The sequence below is a fragment of the Azospirillum sp. genome, assembly GCF_050789165.1.
In genome coordinates, this window is sequence record NZ_JBOZRT010000134.1 from 20,834 (window position 1) to 44,927 (window position 24,094).

Here is a 24,094-nt window from a genome sequence, read left to right on the forward strand (position 1 = left end):
GAAGATCAACTCCGTTACAGGAGCCGCATGCTGGACTACGAGCGGACGGCCGGCTACCGCACGCGCCAACGGTTATCCGAGCCGATACTGCCGGAGCATCTGCGACTGATTATCAGTATGCACCCTGGCCCAACAGCCGCGTCACTGGTGGACCCGCATTGGCGCATGTGGGTTGCGTCGAAGCTGATACGTGACACCTTCCGAGAGCGTGGCGAAAGCCATATTGGAGCCGATATCGCCGGCCTGATGACGGAGAACGGGAAAATCGTTCGGAAGGAATGGTCGGTTGAGCTGGTGCGGCCGGGTAGCCAACTTGCATCGGTCTCGTTCAACGACACATCGGTGTTGAATCCTGGCCGTCTTGTGCGGAGGACATGGATGCCGGTCGAGGTGGACGGTGATCGCTACGTTGTTGTGTATGACCAACTTTTTGACGTGTATGTGGACCGTCTGCCCCCGCTCGATCTGGAGTGCGAGACGAAGGCGGAGTTGTAGCCATGGGGCACAGCTTCCCTATGACTTACCCACAGCCCCCTGGTCGTTAAAGAGTTAGACTCTTGGTGTTAGAACGTTAGAGGGGCGGATTTCGCTTACACGTCATAGGCTTATCAGCGATTCGCGTGCGCGAAGTACCGAATCAGCGTGCGCGGAGTACCGAGCGCAATTGTGCGCGAAGTACCGACTCGGCGTGCGCCAAGTACCGAGCGGATTCACAGGGTGCGCGGTCGGAACACGACGATTGGCCTGGAGCCGTTCAGCTCCGTTTCCAGCTCCACGGTGTAATCTGGCAGCGCGTTGCGCTCGATCACCTCCAGCAGGTCGCGCTTGAAGAAGCGAAGCGTGCGCGAAGTACCGACCTTGCGGGCCAGCTTCTCCAGGCCCACGCGCCACTCCGGCTGTTCTCCGACGTGTTTGCGGGCCAGTTCGTACAGACGGCGCTCCAGGCCCTTCTCCAGCTCGAAATAGGCTGGGTTGATGGTGAGCACCCGGCGATCCTGGACGATGGCCCGGAACATCCAGTCGTTCAGCGTCACCTCGATGGCTGCCATCACCTTCTTGCCGGTGGTCGTCGTTCGCTCGACCACCTTCCACGTCTCGATCCAGCCGAAACCGCGGCGCTCGCGCAGCTCGGCCGATTCGATGGTGGTCTCGATGGTGGTGCTGCGCAGCCGGTACAGCGCGTCCAGCAGCAGCTCGTAGGCGCGCTTTCCAGTGCCCCGGCCGGTTAGCTTCAGCAGGTCGTGCGCATGGAACTGGACGGTGCGGCTGACTGGCAGGCCGCGTTCGATTCGGTCGTTAATGGCGCTGGCGACGTAGATGAGGATGTCCTTGTCCCAGATCGTCGCGATGCCCTTCTCGCCGGCGGAGATGCGGATCTTGATCGCCCCGTCCTCGTAGACGATGGGCTCCGTCCTGGAGTGCTTCTGGAGGCTGAAAAACGGGAACTCCATCAATGCCCTATCGTCCTTCAGCGGCGCTGAGACGATGGTGTCCAGGAACAGGTCGACTTGCTTCCCCATGAGGCTCCCCGTGCGCGAAGTACCGATTCGCTTCCAGCCGGGCGTGCGCGAAGTACCGAGTCGGCCGGGCGTGCGCGAAGTACCGATCTCCAGCTTTGGTGTGCGCGGAGTACCGAGTCAAGAGCGACTTGTGCGCGGAGTACCGAATCATCCACGCCTAGCATTCCGACTACCTAGCCTAGCTAGGCTAGCGGGGCATCATGTGATAAGGAAATTTCCAATCAACCGAAAGGGGAGCCCCATGCCCGGTACGATCATACTGGTTGGGAACGAGAAGGGCGGCGCCGGCAAGACCACCAATGCCGTCAACATCGCCGCCATGGCGGTGGCGGACGGCCTGGACACCATCCTGGTCGATGCCGATCCGCGGCAGCACTCCGCGGCGAAGTGGGCGGAGCAGCGCAAGGAGTTCCACCCGGAGGCGCCGCTGGTGCGTTGCGTCACGGTGACCGGCAAGGACATCCGGCCGGAGCTGAAGGACTTCGCCAACCGCTATCAGGTGGTAGTGGTGGACACCGGCGCGCAGGATTCGCCGGAGCTACGCGCCGCGGCGACCATCGCCCAGGTCCTGTTGGTGCCTACCCCGCCAGATCCATTGGAATTGTGGGAGTTGCCCAAGATCGAGGCCATCTACGAGCGAGCCAAGGTGCTGAACCCGGAGTTGCGCCTGGTGCTGGTGGTGAACCGCATCCCCTACCAGAACTCCGAGCGCGCGCCGGGCGAGGTGGTGGACTGGATGAAGGAAAACGTGCCGGACCTGCCGAGCGAATCTCTGGTGCCGACGACCGGCCGCGCCGCCTACGGCAAGGCCACCAGCGAAGGGCTCGCCGTGTTCGAGGTACAGAAGCGGGACACCAAGGCGGTGACCGAGATGCGGCGCCTGTTCCGGGAGGTGATGAATGGCCGTTCCTAAAGGCAAAGTGCCCAAGCCGGGCGCTGGCGGCGCGCAGGTGCCGGCGCACGATCCAGCGGCCGATTTCATCGCAGCGGCGCCGGGAAAGAGCGCCTACCCTTGGCAGGCGCCCTACCTGCGCGACGACGTACGGAAGCAGCTCAACGTGGACATGCCGGAGAAGCTGCTGGCCAAGGTCGAATGGCTGGTGAAGCAGCTCGACACCTCGAAGCGACTCCTCGTGGAGCGAGCCCTGGAGGAGCTGGTCGAGAGGGAGTTCCGCGAACGCGGCATTGAGTGAGCAACGGCCGGTCCAGCCCGTGAGAAACGGGCTGGTCTCTTTCCTATCCGGCGCTTAATCCGGTAAGGCCGATTCGCTTCGCCATTGCCCATTGATTAAGATTTGAGCATTTGTTCGTTCAGTGTTTTAAAGGACTGCCGTCTTATCAACCTGCGAATGAGTTCCCAAGTCCCCACAAAAATGCGAAATTTCATATCCATATGAGGTAAAGATAGTTGCCAGACGGCATCACCCCTTTGGCTTCTCTGTCACCAAAAAGCTTAGTTGTCGTCGGATTGGAAAAATCCTATTTACAAGGGGTTGTTTCGCGTGGCTATGTAAAGACATCAAAACCAACGCGTGTGACCGGCTAGGAGCGGCGCCAAGAGGCGCTGATAGGAGCTTGGTCGGAGGCATGGAGGTGAGTATGGCTTTAACGACCGAAGGCGTGTTAGGTAGCGCCATAGTTAAGACGGTGAAGGGCTTAAATGCCATTCAGTCGCTGCAAGTAGAGGCCGGCGAAGCTCCGGTTGGCATTGGGCCGGTGATATCGGGCTGGGACAGCAACGTGCCGGTCTACTACGTGGACTTGGTCTTCGCCGACGGATCAGTGCAGCGGCTGATGTGGCGCAAGAGCACCAAGGGCCTGGACAAGAAGGCCAAGGGGAATGCGATCTTCGAGCGTATGAAGCTCGCTGAACGGTTCCGCGGCGACAACGTGGTTCTGACCCACGACCTCGTGAGCTTCAATGGGCTCGTCACCTGGGTCTCGCGCTTCACGCAGGGTGTTGGCGGGCAAGGGTTCAACGGATAAGCCCTTGCCCTCCTTCTGACGAACGCTCGCGTCCTAGACGCTGTCGGGGTCGCCCATGGCGGTCAGAGCGATGTTCACCCCACGGCGCTGAAGTTCGTTCTGGAGCCGCTGGAGCTTTTCACCAAGCTCCCTGACCTCGGTTTCCGCCTTCAGCCGCAGCTCCCGCTCCTGGTCAAGCTCGTCCCGGAGACGCTTCCGCATCTCGCGCTCGTCATCGAGGCGGTTGCGCAGCTCGGTGACGTCCTGCCGGAGCGTCTTGACGACCTCCATCATCTCCTTGAACGCCGCATCCCGGTCGATGGCCTCCGCGCGCTTGGCCTCGGTGCTCGCCTCCAGCAGCGTCTTCCGGGCCTCCGCCGCCGCCTTGCGCCGGCCGAGGAGCAAGGTGACGAGCTGAGAGACGGCCAGGCCGGCGAAGCCCCAGGCTTCCGGTCGCTCCAGGATTTTGCTGTAGTCCACGATTCGCGCGCCTCTGAATAGAAAAGCCAGCGCCCAGGATGCTGGCGCTGGTTCAGAGTGGCATCACGACCAACCTGTGGTGAGGAAGGGGCCACCATTCGGCGGCCCCGCTTGGAGTGTTGTCGCGGCTCAGGCGACGTAGTCAAAGACGTGCTGCGCGTTGCCGCCCTTGACGCGGATAAAGGTGAGCGTCTGCGCGCCCGTCGCCTTCTTGCGCTTGACCGTGTAGTCGAGCCCCGGCGTGAGCATCTGGTACTCGTCCATGGTCACCGTGACGTTGTCGAGGATGGGTGTGAAGCTCTGGTTGGCGGTCTTCAGGCTGGCCGCGATGTCGATGGCAGTTCCGAGCGTCGGGCTCCACCCGAGCAGGCCATTGGTCGCCGCCATCTCCGCCGAGGTCAAGCCGAAGGTGTCGAGGTTGGCGGCCGACAGCGATCCGAGGTTCGCCATGCCCGCCGGCAAATCCACCGCCGAGGCCGAACCTCCGATGTCGATCCGCGGGTGCCACAGGTAGAGCGTGCCGGTCTGGGTCACGTCGCCGACGCCGTTGCCGGTGGCGATCATGACGCTGAGGGTGCACGTCGCGCTCGCCGTGTTGGTGACGGAACCGGTGACGCGGTACCAGCCGCCGCCGACCGCCGTGGCCGTCATTGTGTTCGCCGTGGTGTTGGTCACGGTGCCGGTGGCGAAGTTCAGGTACGATACCAGACTGTTCCCAGCGGTGAAGGTGAACCGGCAGTTCTGGCTGGTGCCGGCCTTCACGTACATCGAGAACGTGCGCGTCAGCGTGTCGGCCGGCAGGGTGATGGTCTGCGTGACGCGCCCGTTGTTGGCCGTGTCGGCGTCCGTCAACAGCGCAGCGGTCGCGGTGCCATCCGGCGCGGCGACGCTGGCCGCTGGCGTCATCGTCGCGTTGCCCGCCAGCACCCACACCGCATTGGTCAGGTCTGTCGGGTAAGCGACGGGGTTCTTGCCGTACCACGTCGTCCGGCCGTCGAAGCTGACTGCGTACTTGATCGCCGTGCTCGGGTTGATCGTCTCCGCAACCGCCACGTTGTCGATGGAGGTGAACGCCGACACGTCGATGCGGCTGGTATTCGAGGTGGTGACGTAGTACGGACCGGTCACATACTGCTGGCCGTAGGCGAGGGTCGGCACGGTGATGGTGCTGCCGGTCCAGCCTCGGTCGGTGCCGACGCTGAACCGGATCTCGTCCATCTTTCCTCCAATGCGGCCGACAACCCAGGCGTTTGTGTTGTCGTAGATCGCACTGGGGATGCTCAGGATCGGCCCACGCACACCGTCGAGGTATGCGTACAGGCTAGTGCCGCTGCGGACAATGGCGATATGGTGCCACGTATTAAAAGTGACACCGGTCAGGAGCGCAACGTCGTTCAGCATGTCCCATGTCGAACCGTTGCTGCTGACATTGGCGCGGATCGACGTGGTGCCGCTATCGTAGTTGATGACGATGCCGGAACCCGTGGCCGCCACCCCCTTCGACAGGATGTAGTGTCCGGTCGCCGCGTTGACCCAGAAATCAACAACCCAATTCGCCGTGGTCATTTTGGGAATGGACGCGTCGGGAATGGAGATGAACTGCGCCCCGCCGCCAGAGAACGCCACGGCTCCGGTGCCGAACTTAGGGCTGGTCGTGGTGATGGTACCAGAGGTGGAGGCCGGGGCAATCCACACCCCATCCTTCACCGTCCGCGCGTTGGTCGCCTGGGTCAGCGCGGTGTTCTTCGACAGTTCCTTGACCCACTTCTGACCGACCGAGCCATCAAACACCCACAACAACGCGGTATCGTCGTCCTGGGTCAGGTTGCCCGGCGTGAAGTTGGCTTGATAGCGGGGCTTGCCGTGGGTGATGCGGACGCTATCGACAGCGCCGTTCAGGTAGAACGAGCCAATCCCAGCGTTGCCAAGCCAGAGGTTATACGCCTGCGCCGCGTAGCTGGGGTTGACCTCGGGGTTGACCGGAGAGCCACCCGTGCCGTTGACGTACAGGACGTAACCGCGGGGCTCGCGCACCAGCGCCACATGGTTCCAGCCGGCGATAAAGTTGGCACCACCGTTTGCCGACGCAGTGGCGACGCGGAACGAGGCGATACTGTTAGTGTTGTTCGTTTGGACGAAAATGGATGTCGTTCCGGTAGCGCCGACATTGGAGTCAATCGAGAACAACATCTGCGACGAGGCGGCGGGGTTGACGATGTAGAACCACCCCTCAATACAGAACTGCTCCCCAGGGGCGAAATAGATCGGGTGGCCGGCGCTCGGCGTCGCAAACTGAGCAATGGTATACTGGTTGGTGCCGTTCAGCGCCAGAGATGTGCCATGCCCACCGCGCGTCTGCGCCGACGACAGCGCGGCGCTGTTCTGGAATGTCAAGATCGGGATCGTCGTGTCACCGAACCCGTTGTTCCCGTAGCTGCTTTCGCTACTGTCCAGCGTCACCTTGTCGCCGTTGGCACCATCGAAGTGCAGCAACAGGATGGTGCGGTCATCGGTAGTGTAGGGGCTGGTCGGCGGGGTGAAGGTCGCGTTCCATGCGCACTCTCCGCGCTTGACGCGGATCTCGTCGAGGTGGCCGGCGAACCCGCCCGATCCGTTGTACTCGACACCGAAGTACCACGTCGCCCCCCATTGCAGGCTTCCGGTGCTGACGGCCAAGGTCTGCTTCAACACCCCGTTCACGAAGGCGTAGACGCTGGACCCGCTCCGGGTGAGCGCAACGTGCGTCCAGGTCGCCGTGGTGAACGCGTCGAGCACGAGGCCGTTCGCGATGTTCCACGAACTACCATTGCTGCTGAGGTACAGGGTGATGTTGCCGCCCGACAGGTAGAGCAAGGGTGCCCAGGCCGTTGTGCCACCTCGCAGCAACACAAGCCCATCCCCGCTGGTGTGTCGGAACCAGAAATCGACGGTCGCGTCGTCCGATCCTACCTGTAGGTCGGCGTGCCCCTTTGACAGCTGTACGGACAGCCCACTGGAGGTGGCGGACGACACGGCGGAGGACGCCCCGAACTTGGACTGAGCGGTGGAGACGCTGGAGTTAGACCCGAACGTGACCTCATGCCCGCTCCGGCTGTCGTCACGGATCAGCTGCGAGCCATGACCGTCATAGCCCTTGAACAGGTACACGGTGTCGGCGTCGCGGGTGAACTCGGCCGTCGGGCGGGTGAAGTTGGCGGTGTAGCGGGCCTTCTTCGAGACGTGGAAATTCGAGAGCCAGCCGTTGAGGCTGTAGCCGTTCGGCCCCGATGTGGCCATCCTGCCGAGCCAAATCTGCGAGTTGGTGTAGTTGGTGGTGTCGGCGGCCGACCCGACGCTCACACCATCGACGTACAGGGTACGGGTGCCGTTGTAGCGAACGATGGCGACGTGGTGCCACACCTGCGCCGCGCTGGTCGCGCTGGCGACCATACCAGCTGCACCGTTGGTTAGGAACTTGCTGGTTCCGTAGTTGTACGACAAGTAGGCGACACCACGGGCATCCCCAGTGTTGGCATCGCGAAGGTCGAACACATACCCTTCGTTGTTGGCCGGCGCGGCTTCAAGGCGCACCCAGGTCTCGATGGTGAAGTCCTGGGTGGTCCCGAAGGCCATCTTGTAGGACTTCGGGATGTTGAAGTAGGACTCGTCCTGAAAGTACATGCAGTGCGTGCCGAACGGCGTGATGCCGCGCTCGTCTACGATCTCCGTTGAACCGTTGGCCCCGTCAGCGTGGATCAGCAGCTTGGTGTTGCTGTCGATCACCGCGCCGGCCGTGTTGTGCAGCACAAAGGTGCCACCCGTGCTGTCGGTGCCGTTGACCGCATCCTGCTCGACGTACTGCGCCCGCGTGTTGAAGTCGAGGTTGAACGCTTGACCCGCGAACTGCTCGTAGACGGCCAGGATAGACGAGCCGGTGATGGTGGTGGTCTGACCGGACACCACGTAGGCCGGCGCCGACTGGTTGATCGTGGCGCCGCCCTGGCCGTCGATGCGGTATTGCTCGTTCCCCCCGGCGTTCACCTTGGTCAGGGTGATGTTGGTGCCGGCGGCGAGCTTGATGTCCAGCGTGCCGGGCGTGGTGTCTGCTGGGCTGACCTTTATGCCAGCATTAACCTGAAGCGTCTCGACAGCGCCCTGAAGCGTGCCGATAGCCTCGTCTTTGGCCGCAAGGTCCTCGTCAACGAGCTGGGCATGAGCGTCCAGGTCGCCTACGGCTCCGCGCAGCCGATGGATATCATCCTCCAGCTTGTTATCCTTGTGCGGCAGCGCCAGGTTCAGGTGCGACGTGCGGTCATCGGTGACCTGATAGTCGGTCATCAGGCAGGCTCCCTATCAGGTGATGTACGCGCGGAGCTTGCGGGCCCGCGGGCGGTAGATCGCCGTGCCGGAGAGGGTCAGCTTGATCCGCGTGGTGGTGGCGGTGAAGCCGGTCAGGACGTAGGTGCGCTCCTCCCAGCCGTTGCCGGCCGGCGTGGCGGACGCCAGGGTGATGTTCGTCCAGGTCGTGCCGTCGGCGGCCAGCGCCTGCACCTGGACCGTGGAGGTGCCGGGCGTGAAGGTTTCCAGCGTCACCGTGATCTTGACGCCGGTACCGGCGGGAATGGCGCGGGAGACGTAGGTGCCGGTGTCCTTGAGCGTGCCGAGGATCGGCTGGACGCCAGGGAACAGCACCGGCGAGCGCAGCGCCGACCCCTTCAGCACCGCCGCGACCGACACGTTGCCGTTCACCTTGGCCGGCAGGCTGGCCACTTGACCGCTGGCCACGCGGACTTGGCTGTTGTCGGGCAGCGTGAACAGGAAATCCACGTTGCAGTCCGCGGCCGGCTGTTCGACGCTGGCCACCGCGATCAGGTCGGAAGCATCGGTCGCCGAAATCGTACCCAGCGGCACCGTCGCGGTCAGCGTGTTGAACCGGGCGCCCAGCAGGCGGAACGTCAGGTCGCGGTCGTTGTGCGGCGTCCAGGTGGAGGCGTTGGAGCTGGAGAGCAGCACGCCGATCTGGTACGGCTGTTCGGTGATCCAGCCGCTGACCTGGTCGAACTTGCCCAGCTCCGCCACGGCCAGCGCGTGGTCGGCATCGTCGGTCAGGACGACGATGGCGTACTCGGTGTTGGCCTCCACCCACAGCGGCGGGAAGGTCACCCGGGTCGGCACGCCGCCCAGCAGGATGTCGCTCGCCTTGATGATGCCCTGCGCCAGGATGTCGCCGTTCGGCACGCCGTTGACGACGTTGCGGATCTGGACCAGGACCGGCGCGGAGCCGCCCTTGGCGGTGAACCACAACTCGACGCCGCCGATGTGCCGCCCAGTGCTCAAGGCGAAGGTCTGCGCCAGCGGGTCGTGCCAGTTGCGCTCGATGGTCAGCACGCGCCGGCGCGTTTCGTTGGTGATCTTGTTGCTGCCCACGAAGGTCGCGGAGCCGTACGACCCGCCGGCGCCAAAGAACTCGACTTTCTTGGAGCCGCCCGGGACGTTGGCCGGGATCTGGAAGGAGCCGGTAACGACGCCCGCCGCGTTTGCCTGTCGCTTTGCCATGCTCTACCCCCTTAAACCGGCGTGACGTCGATGCCGTCGAACAGCACCTTGTCGAGGACTTCGGTCGGCCCGAAGCCGTCGATGTTGAAGTTGACGGTGATCTGCCGCAGGTACGTGTCGACCGTCTGCGTGGACACCACGACGTCGGTGTCTTCGACCACGCGCGAGCCCGTAAGCGTGCTGTTGCCGGGCACGAAGTGGCCGGTCTCGATGAAGCGCTGGGTGGAATCGGACGTGAAGCTGGTGACGGTCTGCGTCCAGTAGTCCACCTCCGGCGTCAGCCTGATCTGCGCCGGCACCGGCGAGAACGCTTGGTAAGGGTTGATCTTCATGCTGCCCGAGCGCTTGGTCTGTTCCAGAACCGGCTCCAGCGTGAAGTTGAGAAGGACGCGGTCGGACCCCCTCGGATCGGAAATGTCTGCGTCGATTGCCAGCATGAGCTGGCCGTTGAAGATCGCCGCCGTCTGCGCAATGCCCTGGTCGCGCAGGTCGTCGTCCAGGAACGGGTCGGCGAAGACGCCCTTCTTCGAGGAGGGATCGGAGAGCGAGACGTTGATCTGCAACGCCTGGAGGCTGACGAGCTGGTACAGGTTGTCGATCTGCGTCCGCATCGTCCCCAGCTCGTCCATGGGGATCGCGAGGATGGCGTCGTTGACCACCGACCGGCTGGCGGTCCAGGTCTGCTTGACGGTGGCGACCGGCAGCAGGCCGGCCGGGACGGTCGGCGACTGGAGGTTGCTGTCGCTGGCGACGCCCACCAACCACACGGTCTCGCCGTCGCCATTCAGGCACAGCCGGTCAAGGCGCGGCAGCGCCCATTCGTAGGTCGTGTTGATGAGGGTGCCGGGCACCGCGCCGGTAACCGTGAAGCCGGTGGTGTCCGGCGCCGTCGGGGTGACCGTCTTGATGTAGCGGAACACCACCTTGTACGAGCTGCCGGGGGCGATTTCGGCGCCGGGCAGCGACCAGTCCACCTTGTCCGACGTCAGCTTGTAGTCGGTGCCCTGGAGGTAGGTGGTGCCGCCGGTGAAGGCGGCGCCGTTCCAGGTTCCCCCCTGGTTGACCGCCACGATGGAGACCACCGGCGTGTCGGGAAGCGCGTCGAGCGCTCCGGCGAAGCCGCCGTGCGTCACGTCGACCACCTTCTCGGCGGTGATGGTGACCAGGTTGATAGCCTGCACCGGCCCGTGGTTCAAGTTCACGCGCTCGGTGCCGCCGACGGCAGTGTGCGGCTCGCTGATCACGGTCTTCAGGTCCGGCGCGGCGTCGTAGACCAAGCGCTGCGCGTGCGCCAGACGCACCTCGCGGCCGTTGATGCGGGCCTCGCCCTCCTGGAGCGAATAGACCTGCTCGCCGGTGCCCAGATCGGCGAGCTGGGTCAGCTTCAGGCCGGAGGAGACGTAGTAGCCGCCGGCCGACTGGCGGTCGTAGCGCTCGATGGCCACCGACACGCCGTCGATCTGCGGCGGCGGCTCCTTCGTCTGGATGACGCCGTTGACCACCGTGTAGACCGGGTAGAACTCGCCCGTCTGCCCGTCGCCCTGGTAGCCCCATGCCGTGTCGACGCGCAGACGCGCCGCGCCGGGCTCGGAGTAGTTCAGCACGTCCTGTGCCGGGTCCTTGAGGCTTGGGTCCTCCAGCTCCGTCACCACCACGTCGGTCAGGTAGACGCCGACGTACACCGTGCCGTTGACCGGGATGGTGAAGCTGGCCGGGGGAACGCCGCGCACGGCGCCCCGCAGGTACAGAGCGCCGCTCTCGGCGATGGTCGCGCCGGTGTCGGGATTGACGATCAACTGCGCGTCCCGAACAAGCGCCCCGTCCTTGAACAGCACGTCACCGATCTTGCGCAGACGGTCGATCTGCGCTTCCTGGATTTCGACCAGCTCCGCCGACTGGACGACACGCCCGGTACGAAACAGGTGCCGCTCGTACTTGCCGTGATCGCCCGTGCCGTAGCGGCTGAAGTAGTCCTGTAGCTCGATGGCCATTACGCGGTCCTCACAGGGTCAGCACGAACTCGAAGCTCTGCCGGGTGGCGGCGCTTCGGACGATCTTCGGGATGCGTTGCAGGGCCAGCAGCGTGCCGGGGCTGGTCAGGTCGGCCGGCTCGAAATACGTCTGCCCAGGCGGCAGGCCGCTATCGACAATGGTGCCGATGAACACCCCGACCTCGCGGATGTGCGCGGCAGCAGCGTCGGCATAGTCGAAGTTGAAGCGGACGTAGAGGTGATTGGTCGGCGCCAGGCTTTCGGCGTAGCGGCCGGTCGGAACGCTGATGTCGCCGCCAGGGTCCGGCGTGCAGTATTTCAGCACCGAGACCGCGCGCCGCCCCAGCTCCTGCACGAGCGCGACAGCGGAGGTGGGTTCGGGTACCGGCGTGGTGTCCCACGCCACATCGCCCACACCCCACGCGAGGTGAATGGGCTGGGCCGCAACAGCAATGGCAATCGCTGTGCGGCCACTCGTCGTCAGGATAGCCATTACGATCGACTCCAAGGGCAAGCACCTTTGAGCCGATCATCGCGTCACGACCTGCGGAGATGGCGCGCCGCAATCCCCGGTCAGGGGAGTGTTTCGTAGGCCATGGTCACCACCGGGTCGGGGTAGGCAACGTGCCCCCAGCGACGTGAATCCCAACCGCCTGTCCAACTGTTCCCATAGACCTGCGGGGTTTCCAGGTAGTCGATGTGCACCACCCCCATTGGGGCGTCTGTCGGCAGCGGGCCGGCCGCGCCAAAGTGCCATTCCTCGGGCGAAATTGCGTCCTGCGGCGGGTACTCCGGCGCATCGTTCGGCACGAATGGCACGCGCTCCGTCACCCACTCCAGGATGGGAAGCCAATCGAGTGCCCATTCGTAGTCCGACAGCCGGCCCGAGTGCGACAACCGCATAGGCGCGCCGCGCTCGCGCCGCATCCGGCCGGGCAGGTGCGCCTGCTGGCTGCCGAGCGGGGCCTGTTCGCTGAGCACGATTTCGCCGCGGCAGTAGGTCCGCCTAGCGCCGATGTCGGGCGGCGGCGCCAGCTCCCCGCCGGAGCCCGACCACGCGTCGAAGATGGCGAATTGCGGATTCCGCCGGCGGAACGTGCCAGACGGGTAGAAGTTGTAGCCGAGGATGTGCCCGTCGTAGTCCTTGACCCGCCACGAGTAGACATCCTCCCCGGCGAAGCCGACGCCGGTGCCCGCGTTGATGACCACCGGGTAAGGCGGCGGCAGCGTCACCGGCGGGATCAGCAGCGTGCCGGCCGGGCGGTCCAGTTCGGCCTCTCGCATGACGGCATCCCAGTCCTGGAACTCCGGCGAGACGAACTGGAGCGTGTGGTAGCAGAACTCCCGGCCGTCCGGCAGGCGGTCGGTGCCGCCCAGCCGGGACCGACCGAGCACCATCATCTCGCGCCAGGGCTCGCGGGACTGGACCGCGGCGCCGGTCAGGCGTTTGATGTTGGCGCGCATCGCGACCGGGTTGGAGCGCGGGCGCCGCGGCTCCCAGATGATCCGCTCCGCCAACGCGGCGTCCGATTCCTCGGCGCGCCGGATGATGCCGAAGTAGCTCCCCCAGAGGTCCGTCCACTCGCCTTCGGACTGCCGAATGACGAGCTGGCGAAGCATCTCCTCGATGTCCGTCTTGGCGCGCGTCAGCACGCGTCCAACGGCATCGGTCCAGCCCCACAGCAGCGTGGAGTAGGCGCGCAGGTGGTCGCCGTTGCTCCAGTCCTGATCGCCCTCGCCTTCCAGCAAAGCGAGCGCGCTGGTGTCGAGCGCCTCGCCATCGGCGTGGACGATCTGGCAGCCGGCCGCGGCCAGCTCGTCCCGGACGGCGCGGATGGTCTTCCCCTCCAGCGGTACCTCCAGGTCCGGCAACGCCGGCCTGAAGACCGTCAGGACATCGTCGGCCACCGTCCAGCGCAGCCCGCCGGGGGCACGGACCCGCAATGCTGGGAAGTCGCCGGGGGCCCGGTCGAAAACCCTGTGCAGGCGCCCGAGGAGGCGATGCTGCATCGTCGTCATTGCCAGTTCACCGTCAGGATTCCCGGAACCAGGACGGCGCTGGCCGGGCATGGCACCGTGAAGCTGGGCGTCACGTCGCCAGCGCCGGAGACGCGCGGCAGCACCATGACGGCGTTGACCAAGTCCACCGGCCGGAGGCTGCCGCCGCTGCGCGTCGCGCGGATGACCGCGGACATGGCCCCCTTGATCTGCGCTTCCGTCTCGTCGGTGCGGTTCAGCGCCGCCACCTCCGCAGTGATCGACGCGTTGATCGGGATCTCCGTCATGGCCCTGACGTCCACACGCATCCCCGCCGGCCGAAAGCCGGGCACCAGCTCGCCGTCCGCATCATCGTAGCCGTCGATGACGCGACGAACCTCCTCCACCAGCGCGGCGCTGGTGTTGCCGGAGCCGTTGTAGACGTACAGGCTGACGTGCCCTGGCCCCTCGTCCACCGACACGCGCTCCACGCGCTCCAACACCGTGCCCGAGCTGGGATCGAGGAGCTGGACGTTCTTCGCCGCGTAGACCAACGAGCCGACGGTGCCCCGCGCCAGCGACTTGACGTACTCGGCGAAGCGCAGGCGGCGTTCGTCCTCCGTCTCCTCGCCGCGGCCGTTGGCGAAGGCGGTGGGATTCGTCACGCTGGTAGCGCCAGACGCCGAGGAGACGATGACCGTGATGGTATCGGCGAGCGTGTTGCCGTCCGGGCCGGCCACCAAGGCGGTGGCCACCACGTCTGCGTGGTCCTGACCGACCGGGATGGTGACGGCCTCGATGGTCTGGTACTGGACACCGGTGGTGGACGCCACGACCACGCCGACCGGCAGGACGACGGGCTCCGTGTGGGCCGGGTCGCAGGAGAAGCGCACCAGCCCGGACGCGGCGACCGCCGGCTTTAGCGTGAAGTCGAAGGAGCGGTAGATGGCGGTCGGGATCGCCTCCACCAAGCCGTGCACCATCTGCTGGTACAGCTCGTCAATCTCCAGCGCCGGAGCCTCGATCAGGGTGCGGGCGACGCTGCCGACGTTGTAATCCGTGATCTTCGTCGTCACGCCCCGCATGTGGTTGACCATCGAGGCGACGATGGAGATGAAGTCCTTGATCTGGAAACTCACGACGTCACCCCCACGGGCAGGTGCTTGCCGTCGACGGTGACGGCGGTTGACTCCACGCGGACGCTGTCGCCGGAGATGGTGGCCACGGCGCTCGCGACGCGGTCAACCCGCGGGTCGGCGCGCAGCGCGCGTTCCACCAGCACCGCGGCGAGCTTGTTGGTGGCGGCGCCGCCCTTCCGGCCGATCAGCTCGTAGACCCCGCACCCGTAGTCCGGGTGGAACAGCAGTTCGCCTGGGCGGGTGACGAGCCGGTGCGTCAACGCCTGCTTCAGGTTCGTGGTGCCAGACACCGTCCGCAGGTCGCCGGCCTCGTCCACCTCCAGCTTCCCGCCTGCCAGCGCGACGTCGGTGCCGAACACGTCATCCCGGTCGGTGACCGCCGACGGCGTCGGCGCTGCCGACGGCACCATGAGCGTCGCGCCGACCAGCAGCACCCGCGGGCCAGCCGTCGCCGGATCGTCGGTGATGTAGGGCGGCAGCAGGTTGTTGAGGTTGGCCAGATCGTACCAGCGCCGGGCGTCGCCCAGCTCGCGCGCGGCGATGGTCTGAAGGCTGTCGCCGACGCGGACCTCCGCCTTGCGGTAGCCGCTGACCGTCTTTGTCCAGCTCATGCCGCCACCCTCATGCCGTCGGCGATAGAGCCGAGCATCTGGCCGACGGCGGCCGTGCTCGGGCGCGTGATCAGGGCGTCGCGGCGCAGGGTTTCGATGGCCTGACGCGCCGCCGGCGTGACGGAGACGCGCGAGGCCGCTGGCGGGTACATGGAGGCGAACGGATTCTGCGCCGAGAAGGTGGACCAGGAATGGCCGCCGCCCGTGGACGAGCAGGTGGACGCGCCGAACAGGTCATCGAACGAGCGGAAGTACTTGCCGGCGTTGAAGCCGTTTTCCATCGTGCAGTAGGCGTCGTGGAACATCGACGCCATGCGCTGGATGCGGACCCGCACGGTGCTGACGAAGTCCCCCGTGCCGGCCAGCGCCCGCATGGCGTCGCGCCCCGCCGCGGCCAGCGTCATGCCGGAATGCAGCAGCGCCCCAACCGTTTGGTCGAACAGACCTTGGCCGCCCCGCGCCAGGTCGGCGATGGTGCCGAACACCTTGACGGCGAGGTTGATGAACGCCCGCACGTAGTCGCTGATGGTCTTGAAGACGTCGGTGACCCACTTCACCGCGTCCTTCAGCCAAGCGATGATGTTGTCGAGCCCGAGCGCCGCCTTCAACCAGCGCAGCGCGTCGTTGATCGCGTCGGTGATGGCATCGAAAGGGCTGGAGGGCTTCGTGGCGTCGCCCAGCACCGCGAGCTGGATGTTGTACTTCATCAGCAGCGGGGACGTCCTGGATCGCCGGAGGACGAAAGAGCGCGGCGCCACCACCACGTTGATGTCGTCCAGGGTGTCCACGAAGATCAGCTCGATGTCGCGCGGGCTCTTGCCAGCCTGGATCGCGTCCGCGCGCCGCTTGTGCCATTCGGTGAACACCGTCTCGCGCAGCGTCTTGAACATCTCCTCGCCGCTCTCCGCGAAGCCGCCGCGCCAGCCCGTGGTGCCGGAGAGAGTGATGTTGGAGAGCCCGCGGTCAAACGCGTCCGCCCAGGCGCCGCCGAGCGCCTGTTGCACGGTCAGGCGGGAGGGCTCCTGACGCGTCAGGTCCTCCGGCCGGATGTTGAGGTTCATCTGGACCGGCGCGCCGGGCCCACCGCGGAGGTAGAACCCGATCTGCCGATCTTTCTGGCTTGGCGGTAGCATTCCGGCATGGTGGCATCACGACCGTCAGGCGGGCGGCGCCGTCTCGCCGCCCTGCGGGTCGGGGTGCGTGTGCGTCTTGAGCCCGATGCCGTCGGCGTTGACGTCGCCGCCGGTGACCTGGACGTTGCCCTGGATGCTCGCCGCCGCGCCGCTGCCGCCGCTGCCCGACATGCCGCCCTTGTAGGTGAGCGGCCCATCCACCATCACGGCCCCGGTGAACAGCGACTGCGGCGAATCAACCGTGAAGGCTGGCGTCTTGATCGTGACCGAGGTGTCCGCCTCGACCTCCACGGTGCCGCCGGGCAGCATCCTCGCCTTAAAGCCGGTGGTGACCAGGGTGATTTGCGCCGGCTGAGCGCCCGGCAGCGACCAGCCGCCGGCCGCCTTGCCGCCCAGGTCCTCGTGCTCGCCGTCGCCGACCCGCAGATAGGCGCCGCCCGGGTGGTACGCCTCGATGCTCCCATCCGGCGCGACGGTGACGTAGGTCCCGGACGGGTGCCGGTAGACCGCGCGGTCCTGTTCGGAGAACGCCACCTGCCCACCCTGCGGCTGCACGAACCCGAGCACGATGGGCCGAGCGCCGACGAAGCCACACACCGCGTGGACCGTGCGCCCGGCGCGATTAACCCCGCCCGCCTCGCGCTCGCTGCCCGGCTTCGGCACGTTGGGCGTGCTCCAGACGCCGCAGTCCGAGCCGGCGGCGCCGGACATGACCTGGACGTGGCCGCAGCGCCAACCGTCGTCCAGGAACACCAGATCGACGGTGCGCTGTGCAGGGTGGACTGCCACCACCTGCGCAAAACGAATGCTCATTTCGAGTAGGGCCCCCTCCGCCCTTCCGCCCAGTAGGGCGAGCCAGTGAACTTGCTGCGCTCCAGGAAGCCCGTGCCGCGCTCCAGCGTGACGTTGGTCGTCCACGAGCGCAGCGGGGCGATGTTGTGCGAGACGCGGGGCATGTACGCCTCGCTGGTCAGCTCGCCGCGCTTCAGCCGGAGAAACCGGCCGGCCTTCAGGTCCTCGACGCCCTGGAGCATGGCGCTGCCCTCTTCCAGCACGACGTTGTCGCGGTTCATGGCCTTGAGCTGGGCGCCGCGGACCTTGTGCCAGAGCACCACCTTGTCGCCGGCGGCGCCCTGCTGGGACGGCGGCAGCAGCGACGGAAGACTTGCCAGATCGTTGGGCAGCAGCCGGGTCTCCAACTGCATGCGCCTGACGCCGTACAGCTCCGGCTTGTTGTTGCCGTACTCGAAGTCCAGCGGTTCGCCCGCCTGGAGCGACGCGACGTTGACCATCTGCGCCGTATGGAGCATGGAACTGCCCGGAGGCACCCAGAAGAAGTTGGCCACACGCGCGTCAGAACGCTGGACGTCGAGTGCCAGGACCTTGTCAGCCTCCACTACGATGGTGCCGGGCTCGACCGCGTTCGGCATGATGAACTTCCCGTCAATGCCCTTGTAGGGGGCCTCGCGGAAGCGCAGCACCGGGCCGGCGTCCTCGTCTTCGACAAAGACCTCGTTCCACGGCCGGTCGGCGAACGCCTCGACCAGGTTCCACACCGGTCCCTGGAAGGGCGCCACCATGATGTTCGACGCGATGCCCTGCTTCACCGTCGCCTCGACGCGGAACTTGGCGATCTGCCGCGAGGAGAAGACGGAGAGCTGCTCGACCTGCTTGTTGATCACGCGCTCCGTCACCTGACGCATGAATTCGGAGACCGGCATCATGTTCGGGTCGATGCCGGTGGCCGCCTGCATGTGAAAGGTGGTCAGGTACGGGTTCGGGTTGCTGTCCAGGTAGGACAGCTCGAACAAAATCTGGTTGATCAGCCAGAACCGGCCGGCGTCCTGCCCGGTGATCACCACCGTCCGCTCCGGCACGCCGTCACCGCCGATTGCTTCGGAACGCCGCACAGCCTGGACGAAACCGCGCATGATCAGCGGCAGTTTCCGCCCGGCGTAGCGCTCCGGGAAGCGGGTGGCGCGGATCTCTACCATGTCGCCCGGCTCGACCAGGGCGTAGACCGTGTCGTCGCCCACCGTGTAGCCGGAGTCACCCACGCTGATCGAGAAGCCGCCTGCCGGCTCGTGCACGCTCTTGACGGTGCGGATGACGCCGCCCTCCCCCAGGACCGGCGTGAGATCGACGGCCATCGGGGAGCCGACGTAGCGCTCCGACACGCCGTCCTTGCGCCCGACGAGCTTGAACAGCACCACGGAGACCAGTGGCGTGTCGACCTGGATGCTGCCAGCGCCCGCCATCAGCCGATCCCCCACGGCCGCGGGTCGCCGATGTCGGTGACCGGCAGGTACTCGATACCCTTGACCTCGCCCTCTGGGGTCTCGTGGACGACGCGCAGCGGCGAGATATTGAAGTCGCCCTGTACGCGGCCGACGGTGCTGCGCGGGTCGCCCGCGGGCAAGGGCGTTCCGCCCGCCGGCCCCTCGCTGCGCGGGAGGCCGGGGGTCTGGCCTTCCATGCGCGTTGCGCCCGGCGTCTTCTCGCCGCCGTCCAACCGCACCTTGCCGAACTTCTTGCCGAACATCTCGCGCCAGCGGCCGGCGGTCATGCCGCGCAGGTAGGGGTTGGCATCCATGGCGTCATCCCCCACCAGACTCTCCATCATGGCGTCCTTGTCCGCCTTCATGATCTTGGCGCCGGTTTTGCCGCCGAAGTGCCAGCCGGCGTAGAGCGACAGGGGAGTGACCTCTACGTCGTGCCCGCGCAGTTCGGGAGCCAAGTCGTTGTTGATGTGCGCATCGGCCATCAGCCGGGAGAACTCGCGGTCGTAGCGCAGTGCCAGCTTCTGCTCTTTTGTCATGCCGGCGACGCGGAACCCGCCGTACTTATCGACGGTTTTCAGCCACGTCCCTTTGGTGAACTGGTGCCAGCCGGCGGCGCTGGAGCGCTCTGCCTCCATCTGCGTGCCGTTGGCGCTCTCCGCGCCTTCCAGCGCCGGCAGGAAGGAGGTTGGCCCCAAGCCCGGCAGGCTGGACGCCGGGTCCGGCTTGCGGCCGGGGAACGGGGCGGACGGGAGCCCGACGGGCGGCACAGCGGGCGCGCCGCCCGAGCTGGCGGGACCGCTCTGGTCGGCTGGCGTGCCGCCGGGCGGGCGCATCGACCACGCGCCGTGTCGGCGGAGCTGATCTTCCAGCTTCTCGTCAATCCGGCGGGTGGCCGCCTTGTCGCCTTCCAGGATCGCACGCATGGCATCGCCGAGCGGGCCGGCGAAGTGGTTCACGCCCTTGGCGATGTCCGCCACCAGGTCGCGGATGTTGTTGGTGGCCGGGATCAGGGCGGAACCGATCTTCGTCAGCTCGTTGGACAGGTCGGCCAGGGACTCGGTGACGCGCGTACCCTCGGTCTTCTCCATGCCGATCCGTGCCATCGCGCGCACCAGCTCCTGCTTCAGGCTTTCGCCCTGTTCGCTCTCGATGATCGAGCGCTCGCCGCCGCTCAGCTCCTTTCGGTCCAGCAGCTTCTTCCGCCAGCCCTCCAGCTCGTTGCCGTCCGCGCCCATGATGCTGGCGATGTCGGCGAGCGACGTCGGGTTGACGTTGGCCATGTTCAGTCCCATGGAGCCGAGCCAGTTGCTGGCCTTGCTCATGTCGCCGTAGTGGAACTTGCTCAGCGCCTCCGCCTGCCGGATGTTGATGCCGAAGTGGCGCGACAGGGCATGGAGCTTCTGGTACTCCGGCATCCCGTCGTACATGCGGTTGATTTCCTCCCGCATGATCTCGAAGTTGGTCGCACCGTCGTTGCCCGGCCCGAACGCCTGCCGCGGCGACTCGAACATGCCGCCGGCCAGCAGGTATTCGATCTGGTACGGGTCGATGATTCCGCGGCGCGCCAGGGCCCGGTAGGTAAGGTGCTGGGACGCCTCGCCGCCGGCGCCGCCCTGCGTCACTGCCTGGTTGATCTGGTTGATCAGGTGCTCCGCGCCCGCACCCTTCAGACCAGCGAAGCCGAGGGCGTTTAGGCCGGAGTACATCGCGGCGAAGCCCTCCGCGCCGGTGCGGTGGACGTTCTGCCGGGCGTTCGCCTCCGAGAAGCGCAACACGGCCTGCATGGTCTCCAGGACCTGTCCCGTCATGCCGCCTTCGCGCACCGCCTCGCCGATCATCAGCGCGAACCGCTTGGGGTCCTCGCCGAGGAAAGCGGCCTTGCCGAGGCCGTTCGTCATCGCTGCCGGGTCAAGGCCGTAGCCGCGGGCGAAGCCGGCGGCGAACCGCACTTGGTCTTGAGCCCGCAGGTGGTTGGTCTCGTTGGTCAGATTGACCCACGATTCCGACAGGCGCAGCGATTCCGCGTAGGTGAGCTGGAGCCCGTCGGTGGTGGCCCGTACAGCCTTGCGCAGCGTGTCGAAGTCCGTCCCGGCGTCCCGCAGGTGGCGCTGGTAGGCGTCGACGCCCACCGCCTCGTCCTGCGCCTGCCCGATGCCGGTGGCCAGCATCGAACCAACCTTCTGAACGCCGGCCAAGCCGATCATCCAAGGGATAGCGCGCTTACCGAAGGATAGAAGCTCCTTGGCTTCTTCCTTGATGCCACCAGAGCCGTCCGAGCTGCCGCCCGAACCACCACCAGGTCCGCTTCCACCAGCCCCACCGCCGCCACCGCCGGGCGTGCCGCCGCCCGGCGCCGGCGGAGCGTAGCGGGTCCCGTTGAGGATGTAGCGGCCAGCTTGGCTCGTGTGGCGCTTTCGTTCGTTCTCGTCCGGGAACGCGCGAACGTGCTGATCGTACCAGCCGCCCCAGTCCTGCGCCCCAATCCCGCGCACCGCCGCCGCCGTCGCGCCGCGGCCGATCTTCAGAAGGTCCTCGTAGTTCTTCTGCATCCGCTGGAGGTCGTCGGAGACGCCCTTCAGCTCCGGGTGGGACAGGTCCAGGTCCTTGAACGCCTTGCCCTCCTGGCCGGCGCGCCGGATGGCCGTGCGGATTTGCTCGAAGGCGTTGGCCACCGAGGACGCGTCGGCGGTGATCGGGATACGAACGCTCATGCACTAGCCCTCGAAGGTGTCCTGCACCACGGTCTCCCAGCCGTCTTCCTCGTCCGCCGCCGCTTCCTCCTCCATGCGCGCCAAGTCCGCCTCGAAGTCCGGGTTGTGCTCCTCCTCGCGGAGCTTCGGATCGTCCCAGAATCGGTGCGCCCAGTAGTCAAGCAGGATTTCGTCGGTGGTGGCGTTGAGGAAGCGGGGGTCCGTCGGTGGCAGGCCGTAACGGCGACGGAACGCGAACTCTACGGTCTCGGAAAGCGTCAGCCCCCACGCGCGGGCATTACGCTCCAGTTCCTTTCCGAAACTTCTCCTCCGTTTCGCGGAGCCTCCCGTAGACCATCAGGACCTTGGCCGTCGCGCCTTCGTCCAGGGGGTCGATGGTGTCCAGGTCCCAGCCGTCCGGCGCGCTCACCGTGAGCGCCGCGAGCGTCGCCATGGCCAGCGCCCACGACCGCAAGCCGTCGTCCTCAATGGGACCGCCGAGGATGCGCACAGCGTCAGCCTCGATGCGGATCTGGTCGCGCATGGCGCGGCGCCGGAACACGAAGGTTCCGACGCCGTCCACGGTGACCGAATGCGTCCGGTCCATCATCAGATCAGCGTCCCGACGACATCGAGGGCCTTGAACTGGGCGCTCGCCATCGTAATCCGGTGCGCCGACACGTCCACGTCGCCGCTATCGTAGGAGCACGAGACGTACTTGCGCAGCAGCTCGCCGGTGTCCTTGCTGTAGGTGCAGATGTCGAAGACCAGACCGGCCAGCACGTCGTCGCCGTTCTGGGGCGCGATACCGACGTCGCGCAGGTTCTTCTTCATCAGAACCATGGTGCTGACGGAGATGCTGTGGACGGCCTTGGTCGGGACGTGCTCCTGCACATGGATGTCGCCGATGCCGCTGGCGTCCTCCAGGCCGTAGTTGTCGTTCATGCGGACGGACTGGACCAGTCCCACCTCCTTGCCGTCGAACTCAACGACAATGCGGTTGCCGCTATGCGTCTTGATGTTGGTGCGCACGGTTCAGCTCCTTACGCGCTCGCCGAGCCGGAGTACGGCACGAGGTAGACGGAGTTGGGGATGAAGTTCACCGGAATGACCGGGCTGCACTCGTAGTCGACGCGCAGGACGTCGCCCTCCAGGGTGGCCGTGATGTTCCGGTAGGCCGGGGACTTGGCGTCGCCGACGATGACGCCGGGGCCCTGCGGCTCCGGCCGCGCCAGCTCGCGCAACGTCGTCTCGGCGATGCTGACCGCGCGGGCCAGCACGCGCGGCGTGCCCTTCTGGCCGCGCAGGATGTCGAGCGCCTGGCGGACGTTGCGCACCACGAAGTCGGCGGCGACGCCGGTGCTGACCTCGACGCGGTTGTAGTTGTCGTTGATCAGCCACGTCGAGATCGAGCGGACCACCTTGAAGCCCTGCGGCGTCTCCTCCAGGCACAGCACGCCGGCCATGATCAGGTCGTCGGTGTCCGTCGGGTTGCGCGGGTTGAACTCCAGGCCCCGCAGCTTCAGCGCCTTGTTCGTCAGCGGCGTGCCCGGGTTGGAGCCGGCGAACGCCGCGGCGATGACGGCGGCCGTCATGTAGGGCGGCAGCAGCACCAGCTTGCCCTTGGCGTCGTAGTCGTAATAGCCCTGCACCACCAGCGACGTGCGGTCGCTGTTGAGCGCCTTGGCCAGCGCCGGCGCACCGGCGATGCCGGTGCCGGTGGCAGCGCCGACGAGGCAGCGCCGCTCCTGCCGCGCGATGTTGCTCATGTAGGCGCAGTGCGCGTCGGCCGCGGCGTGCATCGCCGCGTTGCTGGTGAGCGGCACCACCCACTGGACGTCGGCCTTCTGGAGCGTCGTGAAGGCGTCCGTCCAGTCGCCGACGGTCGGGGTGGGATCGACCGCGCCGGACAGGTAGGTCCAGTCGATGTTGGCCGGCAGACTGCCGGCGCCGGTGGCGCGCGTGGCGCTGACGTAGCCCTCGCCGACGCCGTTCAGCCAGTCCACGATGGCCTGGAGGTTGGCGGTGACGGTGAAGGCCGCCGCCTTGACGTCCTGCGCGGTGACGAAGTCGAGGCCGGCCAGCGACGGCGCCTCCTCGCTGCCCACCACCGCCGAAGCGGTGAAGCCCGCCACCGCATTGATGCGGTCGACCAGCTCGCCGACCGTCGGGAAGCTGGTCAGGTCCAGCGCCGTGTCGGTGCCGTCCACCGACAGGGTGACCGCCGCGGTGGTCACGGTAATCGACGCCGCGGCGCCGGCGCCGGTGTAGCGGACGGTGAACGCATCGCGGGCGATGTTGTCCTGGCTGAAGTAGCCGTTGCCCACCATGGTGGAGAGCTTCTTGCCCTTGACGCTGCCGCTCTCGACCTTGACCTTGATCTGGTTGGCGCCCAGGCCGTAGTCGTCGGAGACGAGGTTGATGACGGCGGCGTTGCCAGCGTCCTTGAGCGTGAGGGCCGCCTGCGTGGCTTGGCCGACGCGGATCGCGATGACGGTCGACGGGGCGTTGGTCTCCGGCGACGGGTCGAACGCCTTCACCACGGCGGCCAGCAGCTCGCCGGACTTCAGCACGGCGACGGCTTCGGCCGGCGAGCCGAACTTGAGGATGGCGTTGGGCCGGCCGCCGGCGGCCTTGCCGATGTAGGCGACGAGGTTGCCGACGGTGAGCCCCTTCGGCGCCATCGCGGAATCGTCGATGACGCTCATGGTGGCCGGCGTCGTCCACAGCCGGCCGTTGAAGAACAGACGGGATGCCATTGCGGCTTACCT

At 66.3% G+C, this 24,094-nt stretch carries 20 protein-coding genes; 4 read left to right on the top strand and 16 right to left on the bottom strand.

What is annotated here, in order from left to right; all coding sequences use genetic code 11:
* Window positions 1-27 precede the first annotated feature (27 nt).
* Complete coding sequence (locus ACRWK7_RS28460; protein WP_431860254.1) at window positions 28-495, top strand: hypothetical protein; 468 nt, start codon at window positions 28-30, stop codon at window positions 493-495.
* 215 nt (window positions 496-710) lie between these two features.
* Here the strand turns inward: ACRWK7_RS28460 and ACRWK7_RS28465 are convergent, their stop codons facing one another.
* On the bottom strand, window positions 711-1,520 hold the full coding sequence (locus ACRWK7_RS28465) for a replication initiator protein A (RefSeq protein ID WP_431860098.1): 810 nt from the start codon (window positions 1,518-1,520) through the stop codon (window positions 711-713).
* 241 nt (window positions 1,521-1,761) lie between these two features.
* Here ACRWK7_RS28465 and ACRWK7_RS28470 point away from each other — a divergent pair, with 241 nt between their 5' ends.
* From ACRWK7_RS28470 to ACRWK7_RS28480, 3 genes are all read left to right on the top strand, one after another.
* On the top strand, window positions 1,762-2,433 hold the full coding sequence (locus ACRWK7_RS28470; RefSeq protein ID WP_431860100.1) for a division plane positioning ATPase MipZ: 672 nt from the start codon (window positions 1,762-1,764) through the stop codon (window positions 2,431-2,433).
* Window positions 2,420-2,713 carry a hypothetical protein gene (locus ACRWK7_RS28475; protein ID WP_431860102.1) on the top strand — a complete coding sequence of 98 codons (294 nt, stop codon included), beginning with the start codon at window positions 2,420-2,422 and terminating at the stop codon, window positions 2,711-2,713. Before ACRWK7_RS28470 ends, ACRWK7_RS28475 begins: the two co-directional genes overlap by 14 nt.
* A gap of 406 nt (window positions 2,714-3,119) precedes the next feature.
* Entirely contained in the window at window positions 3,120-3,506 is a 387-nt protein-coding gene (locus ACRWK7_RS28480) for a hypothetical protein (RefSeq protein WP_431860104.1), read from the top strand.
* Window positions 3,507-3,539: 33 nt separating this feature from the next.
* Here ACRWK7_RS28480 and ACRWK7_RS28485 read toward each other — a convergent pair whose 3' ends face one another.
* The 15 genes from ACRWK7_RS28485 to ACRWK7_RS28555 all read right to left on the bottom strand — a co-directional run bounded on the left by ACRWK7_RS28485 (window position 3,540) and on the right by ACRWK7_RS28555 (window position 24,082).
* Window positions 3,540-3,965, bottom strand: coding sequence for a hypothetical protein (locus ACRWK7_RS28485; RefSeq protein WP_431860106.1), 426 nt, complete (start codon window positions 3,963-3,965; stop codon window positions 3,540-3,542).
* 129 nt (window positions 3,966-4,094) lie between these two features.
* Window positions 4,095-8,282, bottom strand: a complete 4,188-nt coding sequence (locus tag ACRWK7_RS28490; RefSeq protein ID WP_431860108.1) for a LamG-like jellyroll fold domain-containing protein — start codon at window positions 8,280-8,282, stop codon at window positions 4,095-4,097.
* 15 nt (window positions 8,283-8,297) lie between these two features.
* A complete protein-coding gene (locus ACRWK7_RS28495) occupies window positions 8,298-9,500 on the bottom strand; it encodes a hypothetical protein (protein ID WP_431860110.1) in 1,203 nt (400 codons plus the stop codon).
* Window positions 9,501-9,511: 11 nt separating this feature from the next.
* Window positions 9,512-11,491, bottom strand: a complete 1,980-nt coding sequence (locus ACRWK7_RS28500; protein WP_431860112.1) for a DUF4815 domain-containing protein — start codon at window positions 11,489-11,491, stop codon at window positions 9,512-9,514.
* 10 nt (window positions 11,492-11,501) lie between these two features.
* Window positions 11,502-11,897, bottom strand: a complete 396-nt coding sequence (locus ACRWK7_RS28505) for a hypothetical protein (protein WP_431860114.1) — start codon at window positions 11,895-11,897, stop codon at window positions 11,502-11,504.
* A 167-nt stretch (window positions 11,898-12,064) separates the two neighbouring features.
* The gene (locus ACRWK7_RS28510) at window positions 12,065-13,510 is read right to left on the bottom strand and encodes a hypothetical protein (RefSeq protein ID WP_431860116.1); all 1,446 of its coding nucleotides are present in this window, start codon (window positions 13,508-13,510) and stop codon (window positions 12,065-12,067) included.
* Window positions 13,507-14,607: a baseplate J/gp47 family protein gene (locus tag ACRWK7_RS28515; protein ID WP_431860118.1), complete on the bottom strand. Its 1,101-nt coding sequence runs from the start codon at window positions 14,605-14,607 to the stop codon at window positions 13,507-13,509. Before ACRWK7_RS28515 ends, ACRWK7_RS28510 begins: the two co-directional genes overlap by 4 nt.
* Entirely contained in the window at window positions 14,604-15,218 is a 615-nt protein-coding gene (locus ACRWK7_RS28520) for a GPW/gp25 family protein (RefSeq protein ID WP_431860120.1), read from the bottom strand. The genes ACRWK7_RS28515 and ACRWK7_RS28520 overlap by 4 nt, the downstream gene beginning before the upstream one ends.
* A complete protein-coding gene (locus ACRWK7_RS28525) occupies window positions 15,215-16,279 on the bottom strand; it encodes a hypothetical protein (RefSeq protein WP_431860122.1) in 1,065 nt (354 codons plus the stop codon). Before ACRWK7_RS28525 ends, ACRWK7_RS28520 begins: the two co-directional genes overlap by 4 nt.
* 96 nt (window positions 16,280-16,375) lie before the next feature.
* Window positions 16,376-17,164: a hypothetical protein gene (locus ACRWK7_RS28530; RefSeq protein WP_431860124.1), complete on the bottom strand. Its 789-nt coding sequence runs from the start codon at window positions 17,162-17,164 to the stop codon at window positions 16,376-16,378.
* A complete protein-coding gene (locus ACRWK7_RS28535) occupies window positions 17,161-18,609 on the bottom strand; it encodes a hypothetical protein (protein ID WP_431860126.1) in 1,449 nt (482 codons plus the stop codon). The genes ACRWK7_RS28530 and ACRWK7_RS28535 overlap by 4 nt, the downstream gene beginning before the upstream one ends.
* Complete coding sequence (locus ACRWK7_RS28540; protein ID WP_431860128.1) at window positions 18,609-21,344, bottom strand: hypothetical protein; 2,736 nt, start codon at window positions 21,342-21,344, stop codon at window positions 18,609-18,611. The genes ACRWK7_RS28535 and ACRWK7_RS28540 overlap by 1 nt, the downstream gene beginning before the upstream one ends.
* Before the next feature lie 277 nt (window positions 21,345-21,621).
* Complete coding sequence (locus ACRWK7_RS28545; protein WP_431860130.1) at window positions 21,622-21,933, bottom strand: hypothetical protein; 312 nt, start codon at window positions 21,931-21,933, stop codon at window positions 21,622-21,624.
* Window positions 21,933-22,355 carry a hypothetical protein gene (locus ACRWK7_RS28550; RefSeq protein WP_431860132.1) on the bottom strand — a complete coding sequence of 141 codons (423 nt, stop codon included), beginning with the start codon at window positions 22,353-22,355 and terminating at the stop codon, window positions 21,933-21,935. The genes ACRWK7_RS28545 and ACRWK7_RS28550 overlap by 1 nt, the downstream gene beginning before the upstream one ends.
* 11 nt (window positions 22,356-22,366) lie before the next feature.
* Window positions 22,367-24,082 (bottom strand): hypothetical protein, encoded by a 1,716-nt coding sequence (locus ACRWK7_RS28555; RefSeq protein ID WP_431860134.1) that lies wholly within the window; start codon window positions 24,080-24,082, stop codon window positions 22,367-22,369.
* Between the last annotated feature and the right edge of the window lie 12 nt (window positions 24,083-24,094).

Bases quoted from the DNA above. Each gene is read 5' to 3' on its own strand.
- ACRWK7_RS28460 (WP_431860254.1), top strand. From the start codon at position 28: ATGCTGGACTACGAGCGGACGGCCGGCTACCGCACGCGCCAACGGTTA.
- ACRWK7_RS28465 (WP_431860098.1), bottom strand. From the start codon at position 1,520: ATGGGGAAGCAAGTCGACCTGTTCCTGGACACCATCGTCTCAGCGCCG.
- ACRWK7_RS28470 (WP_431860100.1), top strand. From the start codon at position 1,762: ATGCCCGGTACGATCATACTGGTTGGGAACGAGAAGGGCGGCGCCGGC.
- ACRWK7_RS28475 (WP_431860102.1), top strand. From the start codon at position 2,420: ATGGCCGTTCCTAAAGGCAAAGTGCCCAAGCCGGGCGCTGGCGGCGCG.
- ACRWK7_RS28480 (WP_431860104.1), top strand. From the start codon at position 3,120: ATGGCTTTAACGACCGAAGGCGTGTTAGGTAGCGCCATAGTTAAGACG.
- ACRWK7_RS28490 (WP_431860108.1), bottom strand. From the start codon at position 8,282: ATGACCGACTATCAGGTCACCGATGACCGCACGTCGCACCTGAACCTG.
- ACRWK7_RS28495 (WP_431860110.1), bottom strand. From the start codon at position 9,500: ATGGCAAAGCGACAGGCAAACGCGGCGGGCGTCGTTACCGGCTCCTTC.
- ACRWK7_RS28500 (WP_431860112.1), bottom strand. From the start codon at position 11,491: ATGGCCATCGAGCTACAGGACTACTTCAGCCGCTACGGCACGGGCGAT.
- ACRWK7_RS28510 (WP_431860116.1), bottom strand. From the start codon at position 13,510: ATGACGACGATGCAGCATCGCCTCCTCGGGCGCCTGCACAGGGTTTTC.
- ACRWK7_RS28520 (WP_431860120.1), bottom strand. From the start codon at position 15,218: ATGAGCTGGACAAAGACGGTCAGCGGCTACCGCAAGGCGGAGGTCCGC.
- ACRWK7_RS28525 (WP_431860122.1), bottom strand. From the start codon at position 16,279: ATGAACCTCAACATCCGGCCGGAGGACCTGACGCGTCAGGAGCCCTCC.
- ACRWK7_RS28530 (WP_431860124.1), bottom strand. From the start codon at position 17,164: ATGAGCATTCGTTTTGCGCAGGTGGTGGCAGTCCACCCTGCACAGCGC.
- ACRWK7_RS28535 (WP_431860126.1), bottom strand. From the start codon at position 18,609: ATGGCGGGCGCTGGCAGCATCCAGGTCGACACGCCACTGGTCTCCGTG.
- ACRWK7_RS28540 (WP_431860128.1), bottom strand. From the start codon at position 21,344: ATGAGCGTTCGTATCCCGATCACCGCCGACGCGTCCTCGGTGGCCAAC.
- ACRWK7_RS28545 (WP_431860130.1), bottom strand. From the start codon at position 21,933: ATGATGGACCGGACGCATTCGGTCACCGTGGACGGCGTCGGAACCTTC.
- ACRWK7_RS28555 (WP_431860134.1), bottom strand. From the start codon at position 24,082: ATGGCATCCCGTCTGTTCTTCAACGGCCGGCTGTGGACGACGCCGGCC.